General features: G+C 59.0%; 5 protein-coding genes. 1 reads left to right on the top strand and 4 read right to left on the bottom strand.

Going from position 1 to position 13,679, the window contains the following annotated elements:
• Positions 1–3 precede the first annotated feature (3 nt).
• From AUC43_RS10285 to AUC43_RS10300, 4 genes are all read right to left on the bottom strand, one after another.
• Entirely contained in the window at positions 4–3,399 is a 3,396-nt protein-coding gene (locus tag AUC43_RS10285; protein WP_071885868.1) for a SusC/RagA family TonB-linked outer membrane protein, read from the bottom strand.
• A gap of 136 nt (positions 3,400–3,535) precedes the next feature.
• Entirely contained in the window at positions 3,536–4,180 is a 645-nt protein-coding gene (locus AUC43_RS10290) for a hypothetical protein (RefSeq protein WP_068192746.1), read from the bottom strand.
• Between the two features lie 42 nt (positions 4,181–4,222).
• Positions 4,223–6,025, bottom strand: a complete 1,803-nt coding sequence (locus AUC43_RS10295) for a SusD/RagB family nutrient-binding outer membrane lipoprotein (RefSeq protein WP_068192749.1) — start codon at positions 6,023–6,025, stop codon at positions 4,223–4,225.
• Between the two features lie 22 nt (positions 6,026–6,047).
• Positions 6,048–9,293 carry a SusC/RagA family TonB-linked outer membrane protein gene (locus tag AUC43_RS10300; RefSeq protein WP_071885869.1) on the bottom strand — a complete coding sequence of 1,082 codons (3,246 nt, stop codon included), beginning with the start codon at positions 9,291–9,293 and terminating at the stop codon, positions 6,048–6,050.
• A 1,101-nt stretch (positions 9,294–10,394) separates the two neighbouring features.
• Between AUC43_RS10300 and AUC43_RS10305 the strand changes: the two genes are divergently transcribed.
• The gene (locus AUC43_RS10305) at positions 10,395–13,667 is read left to right on the top strand and encodes a SusC/RagA family TonB-linked outer membrane protein (RefSeq protein WP_071885870.1); all 3,273 of its coding nucleotides are present in this window, start codon (positions 10,395–10,397) and stop codon (positions 13,665–13,667) included.
• The last annotated feature ends 12 nt before the right edge of the window (positions 13,668–13,679 follow it).

The following is a 13,679-nucleotide window of genomic DNA, read 5'->3' on the forward strand; positions in this document are numbered from 1 at the left end:
AAATTAGTAGGTGAACTTAATGGAGAAGATGACGGAGCGGGTGCTCGGGTTGTTGAAGTAATCAATCCCGCGGCCATTGCTCACGCCTGTTAGGTTGGTTTCGGGGTCTACGCCGGTGTAGTTGGTCCACAGGTAGAGGTTGCGGCCGGTCACGGCCAGGTCGATGGCACTGAGCTTGGTGGCCGTGCGCAGCCAGCTTTGGGTGAGGCTGTAGTTGAGGGTCACTTCGCGCAGGCGGGTGTAGTTCACATGCTCGACAAACGGAGCGCCCGGGCCGCCGGAGAAGCCGTTGCCCAAGCCGTTGCGATACCATTGCTCGTCGAGGGCCACGTCGCCGGAGCCAAAATTCTGCACTTTGCCCCGGAAGGTATAGGAGCCGTCCGCGTTCGGCTTGTAAGCCGAAGCCAGGGTTTGGCCGGTGTAGAGCTTCAGGCTGGCGGCTTGCGCGCCCGAAACGGTGATTTCTTCGCCGAGCTCGCCAGCGGTGCCGAAGAAGTACAGGGCGCCTTTGGTGCCGTTCCAGATATCCGTGCCGTGCACGTGGTCAATCAGCACGTTAAGCGAAAGGCCCCGGTAGCTGAACGTATTGTTTAGGCCGCCGCGCCACTGGGGGTTGGGGTTGCCAATCACCCGCGCGGTGCCGTTGTCGGCCAACTGCGGAAAGCCGTTGGCGTCGGTGTTATAGGTACCATTGTCTCTAATGTCGAAAGAGTTGCCCCACAAAGCCCCCAGCGCGTAGTCCTTCACGGCCCGCGACGAGACGCTGCCGCTGAAGCCCGTCAGGCCGATGGACGTTGCGCCGGCCAGCTCGGTCACCTTGTTGCGGTTGAGCGAGAAGTTGGGCGCCACGTTCCAGGTGAACTTATCGGTTTTTACCACGTCCCCGTCCATGCTGATTTCCAGGCCCCGGTTGGTGATGGTGGCCGCGTTGGCGTTGGTGTTGGTGTAGCCGGTAGTAGCGGCAACAGGCACCGGTAGAATGACGTCGACTGTTTTGTTGGTGTAGCCGGTCAGGGTCAGGCCGATGCGATTTTGCAGGAAGCGCAGGTCCAGGCCGCCTTCAAGCTCCGTTTTGCGCTCGGGCCGGATAAGGGGGTTGCCCTTGCTGGTGGAGCGCACGAAGCCGCCGCCGTAGTTGGATGCATCCAGAGTCGTGCCATAGCCTTCGCCCAGCACGCTGCCGTTGGCCGGCGTGTAGTAGGTGCGCGTGAGGTAGGGGGTGGGCTGCACGCCCACTACGCCGTAGGAAGCCCGGAGCTTGCCGAAGCTTAATACCCGGTTTTCGGCCAGAATGGGCAGCTTGGTGAACTGCCAAGCCAGCGAGCCGGCGGAGTACACAAACGTGCTCTTGGCCTCGGGGCCGAAGGTGGAAGCCTGCTCGCCGCGAACCGTGCCGGTAAGAAAAAGCTGATTAAACAAGCCCAAATCGACCTGGCTATAGATGGCGGCCGTGCGCTGCTCCACGGTAGCGTTGTAGGGGCTGCGGTTGGTAGAAGGGGTATTGTTGAGCTGTGGTGGCGAAAAGGGGTTGATGAAGCCAGTGGCCGTGGTACCAAGCTGACTGCTGCGCCGGGCATTTAGGTTGTACCCCACGAGGCCCGTCAGGGTCACGTTCTCGCCAAGGTTGGTGTGCGCCCGCGCAATAAGGTCGTTGTTGACCTGCGTTTCCTGGATGACTTCTTCGGTCAGGCTGCCGGTCGACGAGGTCGCCGCCCCAACCGGGAAGTACGCATAGCGGTTGTCGGTATAAGTGTCTACCCCGGACCGGTTCAGGATGTTCAGCCAAGGCGTCACGTCGTACGTCATTTCCAGCGCGCCAAGAAAGCGGTTGACGCGGCTTTCGTTTCGCACCCGGTCCAAGTTCCAGAGCGGGTTGTCATAGCCGGAATTGGTAATGCCGTTGGGGTTGGCCGCACTCACCACGGCCCGGCCCAGCTTGTTGCGGTACGAGAGCTGACGGTCGAGAAAGATGTTGCCCGCGGGGTCGGTGTAGTCGCCAATGTAGCGGCTGTTGTCGTAGTCGGGTGAGGTACGCAGGCCCCCCAGGTAGATGCCGCTTACGTTGGAGCCCTGCTGCGCCCGGTTCGAGCGGGTGCGGATGTAGGAGCTATTCACCGACACGCGGAATTTGTCCGACAGCTGGCGGTCCACGTTGATGCGGGCCGTGGTGCGGTCGTTGTCGCTGTGGTTAAGGGCAATGCCTTTCTGGTAGGTGTTGCCCAGGCTCACGTAAAAGTTGCTGCGCGTGTCGCCGCCGCTCACGGTAGCAATGTTGTCCCAGGTGTAGCCGGTGGTGAACGGGGCCCGGGCCTGGTCGTAGGTAGTTTGGCTGTTTTTTCCGCCGTGCGGGTTAGCGGCTGTGCCGTTGGCGATGTTGTAGACGCGGGTGCCGTCCGGCAGGGTGGCATATCCCAGGTAGCCTGTAGCCGTCGGGTCGGTGATGTAAGTGTCGGCGCCGCCCTTGCGGTCGGCAATCCGGTCGCCCCACGAGGCCGATGTGGTGTTGTTGTACAACCCGCCGCCGCCCTGGCCGAACTTGGTTTGCAGGGGGGGCACACGGTTAATCTGGTCGACGCCGTACGAGGAGCGGTAGCTGACGTTCAGCTTGCCGTTGGCGCTGGCGCCTTTTTTGGTCGTAATCACAATAACGCCGTTGGCGGCACGGGTGCCCCACACGGCGCTGGCCGCGGCCCCCTTCAGCACTTCCATCGTGGCAATGTCGTCGGGGTTAATGTCGTTTAGGCGCGAGGCCTGCACCACGCCGTTCACTTGGTTGGAACCGGCACCGCCGTTGCTGGACAAAATGCCGTCGTCGCCCACCGACGAGTTATAAATCGGAATACCGTCCACCACAATTAGGGGCTGCAGGTTGCCGGTGATGGTGCTGGCCCCGCGAATCTGGATGTTGGCGCTGGCACCAGGGTCGCCCGACGAGCGGGTGATGAGCACGCCCGGCGTCTTGCCCGACAAGCCGGTGATGACGCTCGTTTCGCCCGAGCGCACCAGCGACGTGCCCTGCACTGTGGCCTGGGCCGTGCCCAATTGGTCGCGGTTGGCCGTCAAGCCCAGGGCCGTTACCACTACTTCATTGAGTTGTTTAACATCTGGCACCATGACAATGGTAAAGGTAGCTTCGCTGCCTATGGGGCGTTCCTGGCCCACATAGCCCACTGAGCTGAACACCAACGTTCCGCCTGTTTCCGGCACGTTGAGCGTGAAGGCACCGTCTGGGCTCGTCGAAGTACCATTGGTCGTGCCTTTCACCAGCACCGTGATGCCGGGCAACCCTTCGCCCGTCTTTTGGTCGGTCACCCGCCCGGAGATGGCTCGCGTCTGCGCGAGGGCTCCGTGGAAAAAAGTGACCATGAGCACCATGCTCATGAGTAGTATTCTTTTCATGAAGTGAGTAATGAATGAGTAAGAAAAAAAGAGAGACTAAAGGAAATGAGTTGCTTGCAAGTAAGGCGTGGCAATTACGTTGTGAAACCTCGGTTGATTGGCTTATATGATTCAGCGTCGAGAAGTGGTTTATCAGTTAGAGCACCGTAAATTTTGCATACAGTGCATAGGGCGGGTTAATCTGGGTGCCGGAGATAACCTTGGCAGTAGCGCCGCCGGCCAGCTTAACGTCGGAGAGGGGCGTGAGAATCACCCGCGAACCGTCCTCGAGCACGTATTCGAAGGTGAAGACGATGAGGTCCCCGGTGAGCACTTCGTTGGGGCTGGTGGGCGTGGCGCCTAGCAGGTTGCGCAGGCTGGGCAATGCCTCGCCCGTAGCGAAAAAGAGGCGCTGGAGGCCCGTAAGCGCTTCCTGGCTGTTGAGCGAAACCTTGGCCGGAAACGTGCTATACGAGCCCTGCAGCACGCGGGGCCCGATGTTGATGCCGCGCTGAAAGCTCTTGTACACCTCCACGGCTCGGATTTTCACGTCGCGCTGGTCCTGGATGTCGAAGCTGAACTCGAATACCGGGCGCGTGGGGTCCGGCAGGCGGGCCAGGTTGGCGATGCTGGCGGCGGCCCGGGTGGTGTTGAAGTAGCTTTTCTCCACATCGGCGCTGACCTTGGGGAAAATCAGCGGCACGCTGGTGACCGCGGGAGCCGGAATCTTGCTGCTTTCCTTGCAGCAGCTGAGCGAGCCCAGCGCCGAAACGAGCAGGAAGCCAAGGATGAGCTTTTTCATGGGATAGATAGGCGAGACTATATACAAGGAAGAGCTGGACGGTTACCGGTCCCAGAAAATGCGGTAGGTTGGGCTGGCCGGGTCCACCTGGGCCTTGGGAGCCGAGGGGTTAGCATTGGCCGTGATGTCCTGCTGGGAGTAGTACAGGCGCCGGGGAAACAAGCCCGCGCCCGTGGTAATGGGGTCGTTGTCTTCCACCAGCCCCACGTTGCTGCCAATGTTGTTGTTGTCGGGCACGGTGAGGATGGGGTAGCCCGTGCGGCGCCAGTCGGTATAGATATCGGGGCCCATGCCGAAACTGGCCACGTACTTCTCTTCCATGATGACCTGCAGCGGCGTCTTGGCCGGGCCGGTGGCGGTACCATCGAAGCGGGCCAGCGCTCCGTTTATATAAGTGGCGATTTCGGCCGCCGGAATGGGGCCCAGAGCGCGCGAGCCGCTCGGGATGGCCGTGGGGTAGGGGGCACCGGACGTAGTGGTGGGGCTGGGCGAGGTGCCTTCGGCCAGGGCAATGGCGTTTACTTTATCAAAGGAAGCCTGCAGGGCCGCTTGCAGCGCCGTGCGCGCGGCAGCGCGGTTGTTCAGGATGACGAGGTGGGCTTCGGCTTCCAGAAACTTGCGGCTGAAGTAGGGCAGCAGGCGTTGGGCTACCAGGCCCCGGCCAAAGGTGGTGTTGGCGTTGCCGCCCCGGCCGTCGTCGTAGCGGCCGCCCACGGGGTAGAGGCCGGGCAGCGTGCGCGTGCTCGACGACAGCGCGCTGGCGTTGGCCGGGCCCGTGCTGCCGGCGCGCGTGGTCACAAAGCGGGCGTCATTGGGGTCCTGGTAGTCGTAGGTGGCGCGGTCGGGAGCGATGCGGGTGGCCAGCTGGTTGAAGAAGTAATACGGCACGCGGGGGTCGGCGTAGCCCAGCGCGGGGTTGGGGATGGGCCGCACCGCCGCAGTGGGGCTGGGGTTGGTGCCGTCGCCGTACTTCATGAGCAGGTACAGGAAGCGGCCGATGTTGTTTTCACGGCCCGCGTTCACGTAATCGGCCAGGTACCCAACGTTGCGGTTGGCCGGCGACTCCGACGCACCGTACTTGAACTCAAAATCATCGGTTGCTTCCAGTAGTCCGCCGGTTCCGGTCAGCAAGGCGGCCACCTGCTGCTGAAAAGCGGCATCGGAACGGGTTTTGCGAATCTGCACCAGCAGCTTCAGCTTGAGGGTGCGGCCAAAGCGGGCCCACTTGGTGAGGTCGCCGCCATAAATCAAGTCCGCAGTGCCCGTGACGCCCGCGCCCGGCTTGGCCAGGTTGCCCAAGCCTTCGTCTATCAGCGCAAACAGGCCCTGGATGCCGAGGCCCGGATTGCCGTTGTAGATGTCGGCGTCTTTGTCGAAGCGCGGCGACGTGTTCTGCGCGCCTTTCAGCGCTTCCGAGTACGGCACGTCTCCGAACATGTCCACCAGTTGGCTGAAGACGTAGGCCTTTTGCAGTTGGGCAATGCCCACGTAGCCCCAGCGCTGCTCGGTGGTGCCCTGCGTGATGAGCAACTCGTTGTTGGCCAGCATGTCGGAGTACAGCCCGTTCCAGGGGCCGCTGAAGGAGTCGCCGGTCTGCTGGAAATTGCCGATGCTGCGGCCGTTGGAAAGCTGCTGCATCAGGGCGGAAGTGGGCTGGCCCAGGCCCGCAATGTTGAAGCCCAGGTAAGTGGACGTGGCCGTTTGGGTTACCGGCAGGAGTTGCTGCAGCTCGGCTTTCGACGGGTGAATGGGGTCGACGTTGACGTCGTAAAAGTCTTTGCACCCCGGGGTTCCCATGAGCAGGCCAGTCAGGGCCAGTGCGGTGGAAATAGTGCGAAATTTCATGGTGAGGAGAAGCGAAGGCTGATTAGAAATTCACCCGCAGGTTCACGCCGTAGCGCCGGGTGTTGGGCGCGTTCGTGTACTCGAAGCCTTGCTGGTTGCTGGCCCCGAAGGTGTTGGTTTCGGGGTCGAAGTGGGTGTGCTGCGGAATGTTGGGTGAGTACCAGTACAGGTTGCGACCCGAAACCGAGACGTTCACCACGCCGAAGGGCGTTTTCGCCAGCAAGGACTTGGGCAGGTCGTAGCCCAAGGACACCTCGCGCAGGCGTACCGTGGTGGCGTCGTACACGTTTTTCTCGTCGAACGCGCCCAGGCCGGCCGCGCCGGAGCTGAAGTAGTAGTCGTTGACCGAAATGGCGGTGTTGTTGGGAATAGTGGAGCCATCGGCATTGCGCAACGGCAGGTGCGTGGTGGGGTCGCCCTTCACGCCTTTAATAATGACCAGCTTGTTCCGGTCTTCGGTGTCTTTGGTTACGCCACGGCCCAGATACGAGGCCAGGGTAGTCGAGTACAGGTCGCCGCCCTTGCGGTAGTCCACCAGCACGTTCATCGTAATTCCCTTATAGGTGAACTGGTTAATGAAACCCATTAGAAACTGGGGGTTGGGGTTGCCAATAATCTTGGAGTTGGGGTCCTGAATCATGTGCCCGGTGGCCGGGTTGATGAGGTAGTCACCGTGCTCGTCGCGCGCGGCAGCCGAGCCGTAGAACACGCCGTAGTCTTCGCCCGGCTTGAGAATGGCCTGAATGCCGCCCGCGAAGCCGGTGCCAAACGTGAGCTGGGGCAGGCCGGCCGTCAGGCTTTCGACCTTGTTTTTGTTGCGTGTGAAATTGAACGTGCTGCTCCACACAACGCCCTTGGTTTGCACGGGGATGGCGGTGAAGGCCACTTCAAACCCTTTGTTGGAAATCTCGCCGAAGTTGGTGAAAAGCGCGCCAAAGCCCGAGGCCACCGGCAAATCAACGGGCGCAATCTGGTTGGTCGAGCGCCGGTCGTAGTACGAAGCTCCCAGCGTGATGCGGTTCTTGTAAAAGGACAAGTCGGTGCCCAATTCAAGCTCGTTGGTGAATTCCGGGGTGAGGGCCGGGTTGCCAATGGCGCCGCCCAGGCCCAGGCCCGTGATGCCATTAAACGGAAACTCGGTGCCAATGCCCTGGCCGGCGTTGCCAAACGAAGGATTGATGGTAAAGCGCGTGGGGCCGGCGGTGTACGGGGGCGCGTCGCGGCCCACCCGGGCGTAGGCCGCCCGCACCTTTGCCAAGGATAGCCACGGGATTTCCAACCCAAGCGCTTCGTTTACCACCACCGAGCCGCTGATGCTGGGGTAAAAGAACGAGCGGCCGCTGTTGCCCAGTTGCCCGCCCTTGTTTAGCGTCGACGACCAGTCGTTGCGGGCCGTGGCCGTGAGAAAGGCCCAGTCCTTGTAGCCCACCGTCACATCGCCGAGCACGCCCATGAGGCGGCGCTTGGAGAAGTCGTAGCCGTTGGTGTTTTTGTCGGTGGTGTTTTCGATGTTGTCGATGCCAAACACGATGATGCCGCGGCCGGAATACGCCCGGAAGTCCTGCTTGCGCTGGTTGATATTCTGGCCCACCGACGCCCGCAGGCTGAGGTCTTCGGTGAGGTTTTTATTGAAGGTGAGCAGGACGGTTTGCTCCAGCTCGGTGTTCTGGATGTTGTCTTCGAGAACGTTGCCCACGCCGCCGTAGCCGTTGGAGCCGGGGCGCACGGTGGTGCGGCGGTTGTCGGTATAAGTATTGATGCCGCCGGTGTAGCTCAACGTCAGCCATTCCTTAAAGGCGTAGCTCAGGCTGGCGCTGGCCGTGATGCGGTCCACCCGGGAGGTGTACTCGTTGTTCTCGGTGCTCCAGCGCGGGTTGTCTGCCTGGCCCGAGAGCCAGCCAAAGTACTGCTGATGCGTCACCGGGTCGATGTTGGGCAGGCCCTGCAGGTCGAGGTTGCGTGGAATGAACAGCGTGCGCGCAAACGCCGACGCGCTGCCAAAGGCATTGTTGGCCCCCAGCTGCGGGCCCTGCTGCTCGGTATTGGTGTAGCCCACCGTGCCGTTGATGCTGAACTTGTTGAAGTGCCCCGAGCCGCCCGCGCTCACGTTGTTGCGGATAAACTTGGAGTTCGGGATGGTGCCCACCTGGTCGGCGCGCGACAGGATGGTCGAGAACGTGGCGTTATCGCCGGTACCGGTCAGCGACACTGAGTTCTCGAACAAGTGGCCCGTATCGAAGAAGTCCTTCACGTTGTTGGGGTAGGCCTGGTACGGGATGGTGGCATCGAGCGGAATGCCCAGGTTGGCGTTGCCGGCCTGGGGGTGGGGGAGGGTAGTGGGCGCGATGTCGCTGCCGAAGGCCGGGCCCCACGAACCGTTGGTGGAGTAGTTGTTGCCGCCGCTGCCGAAGTTGGCGCCGGTGCCATACGTATTCTGGTAGTCGGGCAGGCCCGCGATTTTTTCGATGGAGTAGCCCGTGGTGTAGCCCAACTGCACGCCCTTGGCACCGCGCTGCCCGCCCCCGGTTTTCGTGGTGATGACAATCACGCCTCCGGCCGCCCGCGAGCCATACAGCGCCGCCGCGGCCGCGCCCTTCAGCACGTTGATGGACGCAATGTTATTGGGGTCAATGTCGGCCGTGCGGCTGGAGTAGCCGGCGCCCCGCACCAGCTGGTTCTCGGATTCGGTCTGGGAATTGTCGTAGGGCACGCCATCCACGATGAACAGCGGCTGGTTGTTGCCGAGCAGCGAGGTATTGCCCCGGATGGTGATGCGCGACGACGCCCCCGGCACCCCGCTGGAGCTCGTGATGTTCACGCCCGGCACCTTGCCCGTCAGCGTGCGCAGGATGTCGGGCTCGGAGCGCTGCACCACCTGCTCGGTCTTCACTTCCGATACCGCATAGCCCAACGCCCGCTTCTCCCGCTGAATGCCGAGGGACGTTACCACCACCTCATCCAGCTGTTTGGTGTCCACGGCCATGGCCACGTCCACGGTGGCGGAGTTGCCCACGGCTTGCTCAACCGTGACGTAGCCCAGGTACTTGAATTGCAGCGTGGCCTCCGGACCGGCCACGTTCAGCGCGTACCGTCCCTCTGTGTCGGTAGCTGTGCCCACGGTTGTGCCTTTCACAATCACGCTCACGCCGGGCAGGCCCTCGTTGGTGCTTTTATCAAGCACGCGTCCCGACACCGGCCGGCTCTGGGCCCAGCTCCGCCCCGTCAGAGAGAGCAGTAAGAGCAGGCAGAATAGTAGTGGTCTCTTCATTGAATTATCAAAGAGGGTGATTCAGGGAAGGGAAAGGGGAGAGGATGTCAACGAGCAGGATTCCAAGGGTTGAAAGTAGTGTTTTTGCCTAAAAATGTAGGCCGGCATTGGGTTTTACTTGGGTAAGCTTCAGTATGCTCCACCGTGTGCTTACCTGATTAGTATGATACCTATTAAAAGCAGTTAGTATAACAACTCCTTGCTGCCACTAGATGAAGTGGTATATGATATTGAACTATACAAAGGTTGGGCCTGGGTAATCTGTTGTATGGCGTGGTGCGTTTTAATTTTATTTATAAAAGCATACCCTTTATTGCCGGATGACGCCGCTTGCCTCCTGCTAGTGCCTTTCGCAGTACCACCCTTATTGAAAGTTAAGGGCTTTCAAGCTTATTGATTGTGTTTTTTTATTAAATAATATTGTATATTTTCTGGAGAGTGCGATTGATAAGTGCCAATTACCTCCTTATCAGCTGCTATGGACACCTTATAGCTGTGATTTATGGAAGCCGTTTTATGCATTCTTTGCCATGGGCTGCATCTCCATACTGGCGCCAGCCAAGACCGATATAGGCCCTAATACCAGGGTTTTGTCCCTCATTAAGCTCCGCCTCACTAAATTTTCATGGTGTTAACCTTCAGGTAACGAAAACTTGTAATACCTTGCCAAAGAATTAAGCCGAATAAGTGGGCATTATGCTTGGTTGCGTTGTAACTCTTGTGTTTTTTACCGCGTCAGTTCCACTTCGGGCTTTTGCGGTCGGGTACTGAGAGTCAGCAAAACAGCTACCATAGCAAATCAAGAGGGCAGCCGGTCTTAATTCACCCACCCAGTTAGCAGAAACGAGCAAAGAACTGTAGTGCAAACAGCCTTTTTAAAGTTCATGAGCTGCTTTTGCCTTGGGCGTATTGGGTTCAGCGGGTGGATGCGAACTCTAAAAACTCAATTGTTCCTATTCTCCTTCTGGGCACGCAGGGGAGGGATACTCCCTGCTCGAACTGCTTGTAGTGATTACGGAAGCTTATTTTCTGTGTAATTACCTTTTCTCTCACCTTTAACCCTTGTTTTTTTACCTTTTCACTCACCAACCAACCACTCAAATGAAAAAACTCTTATGTATGGTCATGCTTCTCATGACCGGCCTGTTGCAGCAGGTCTATGCTCAAAACCGCTCGCTCTCCGGGCGAGTCACTGACCGGGCTTCCGGCCAGGGACTGCCCGGAGCGACTGTCCTGGTAAAAGGGACGACGGTGGGAGCATCAACGAATGCAGACGGTAGTTTTACCCTGAGCGTACCCGCTACGGCTACTACGCTTACGTTCAGCTCCATTGGCTACACCACGGTGGAGCAGCCCATTGGCGCTGACAACACCTACAATGTGGCCCTCGCTACCGACGCAAAGGAACTCGGCGAAGTCGTAGTTACCGGCGCTCTGGGCATCCAGCGTCAGCAGCAGCAAGTGGGTTATGCCACGGCTACCCTTGACAGCAAAGAGCTGACGCAGGCCCGGGTTACCAACGTGGCCAACGGCCTGGCTGGTAAAGTGTCGGGCTTGCAAATTCAGACCCTGAGCAGCAGTGTCAACCCCACTCCTCGCGTAACGCTGCGCGGCAGCCGTTCCTTGACGGGCAACAACGAAGCCCTTGTTGTAATCGACGGCGTTATCTCCACCAACGAAGTATTGGGTGCCCTTAACCCCGACGACGTAGCATCCATCGACGTCCTGAAAGGTGCTAACGCAGCCGCTCTTTATGGCTCGCAGGCTTCGAACGGGGCATTGATTATCACCACCAAAAAAGGCGGTAACAACAACCAGGTTACGTTTTCGCACACTTCACAGCTCGAGTCGATTTCGTTTCTGCCCAAGTTTCAGAATGAGTTCGGCCCTGGCTCGCCCGACTGGTACAACAACTCGGATAACGCCAAGGCTGGTATCTTCTTCGACCCGAGTGGGGCTGTAGACGAAGAGTACCACTACCAGTACCAGGGCTTCGAAAACCAGCAGTACGGTCCCCGTTTCAATGGGACGCTCCAGCCTTTTGGTCAGACCCTGGCCGATGGCAGCGTGCAGAAGCTGACCTACGAAGCGCGTCCGAACGAGAAGAAGAAGTTCTTCAACAACGGGTACCAGATGCAGAATGGCATTACCTTCTCGGGCGGTGATGAGAAGACCAAGTTTTTCACTTCCTACCAGAACGTGCACAACAACGGCATCGTACCCAAAGACCAGTTCGACCGCAATAGCTTCCGTTTCAACGCCTCGCGTGAATTTGGTCGCCTAAACGTTGGCTTCAACGCCTCGTACTCGCAGCAAGTTGCTGATGTGACGTCGAACCTGGACCGGAACACGTCGGTATATTGGAACGTCTTCAATACCACGGTGATGGCTCCTCTCACGCAGTACAGCGATTATAAGAACGACAAGTACTCGGAGCCAAACTATGGCTATTACAACGCTTACTACTTCAACCCCTACTTCATCATCGATGCTAACCGCACCAAGGACCGTCGCAACACGATTCAGGGCAACATCGATTTGGGCTATAAGCTGACCGATTGGCTGCGTCTCAATTACCGTTTGGGTACTACCAGCACGGCTCAGTCCAGCCTCACCACGCAGAACAAGTTCTCGCTGGCTGCGGGTTCGCCCAAGCAAATTGCCAGCTACACCGGCTTCGTACAGGACCTGGGCAGCAGCCTGACCCGTCTGAACTCGGACGCGTTCCTGAGCATGGATAAAACCTTTGGTGATATCACGGTGCAGGCCATTGTCGGCAACAACATTCAGCAACTCGACAGCCGCTACAACTACGTAGCATCTACGGCACTCGCGGTGCCCGTGGAAGGCGACGTCTTCAACCTGAACAACCGCATCGGCAACCTGGAAGGCCGTAGCGCCCGCGCGCAGTCCCGCCTGTACGCTTACTACGGCGACCTGACCCTGGGCTACAAGGACTTCTTCTACCTGCACGGCTCGGGCCGCTACGATAACGTGTCCATCCTGGAGCGCGGCAACCGCAGCTTCTTCTACCCAGCCGTCGACGCTTCGTTCGTATTCACTAACGCTGTTTCGGCTTTGAAAGACCTTTCTTTCCTGGATTACGGTAAGATTCGTGGTGGTATCTCGAAGGTTAGCCAAGTAAACTTGGGTGGCTTCACTTCCAACGGTGTGTTCAACACCGGCGGCGCGTACTCGCTTGCCCAAACCTTCCCCTTGGGCCTCGGCTTTCCCTTCCCCTCTAAGTCAGGCTTCACTGCCGGCGGAACCCTTGTACAGCCCGGTCTCAAGCCAGAGGATACCCGCTCCATTGAAACCGGTATCGAACTCAGCTTCCTGAAGCGCCGCGTATCGGCTGCAGCCACGTACTACGCACAGAAGAGCACCAACCAAACGGTTACGACCAGCATCTCGGGTGCTGCCGGTGCTCAGTTTGTGCTGCTCAATGCCGGTGAGGTACAGAACCGCGGCGTTGAACTGGACCTGAACATGACGCCTGTGCGTGTAGATAACGGCCTGACGATTACGGTTGGTGGCAACTTCAACTACAACGCCAACGAAGTGGTTTCGCTTCCCAACGGCCTGACGCAGTTGAACCTGACCGGCAGCGGCCGTCAGAGCACCAACGCCGACCTGTTTGCTATCCCCGGCCAGGCTTTCCCATCGCTCGTAGGCACCTACTACCAGCGCACTGCTGATGGCCGCGTGAAAATGTCCAAGGTGAGCGACCCCAACGACCCTTCCCTGGTTCGTTACGTTCCAATGATTGCCACGGACACCAAGAACTTTGGCAATACGCAGCCTAAATACCGCTACGGCTTCAACAGCACCATCAGCTACAAAGGCATCACGCTGGCCGGACAGGCTGAGATGCGTACGGGCTATGTCGTGTACAACACTATCGGTGAGAACCTCGACTTCACGGGTATTGGCACGCGCAGCACCCAGTTTGACCGCAAGGACTTTGTATACCCCAACTCGGCTATTCCGCAGACGGACGCCGCGGGCAATGTTACTTACGTTCCTAACACGTCGGCTTTGACCCCTGGCGGCTCGGAGTTCTGGGCTAACACCGCAAGCTGGAATACCGGCGTTGCTGAGAACTACGTAACCTCCGGTAAATTCTTCAAGATTCGCGAAGTAACCCTGGGCTACACCCTTCCCACCACTCTGGTATCGAAAATTGGCTTCGTAAAAGGTGCTTCCGTGAATGTTTTCGGCCGGAACATCTTTACGTGGGTACCAAAGGAGAATATCTACACCGACCCCGAGTTCAGCGGCACTTCCCAGGGCAGCAACGCCATTGGCATCAACACGGTTCTGCAAACTCCTCCTACCAAATTCTACGGGGCTACCCTCAACGTAACCCTTTAATCAGACCTATCC

Origin of the sequence: Hymenobacter sedentarius (assembly GCF_001507645.1) — a bacterium.
Classification (GTDB): Bacteria; Bacteroidota; Bacteroidia; order Cytophagales; family Hymenobacteraceae; genus Hymenobacter; species Hymenobacter sedentarius.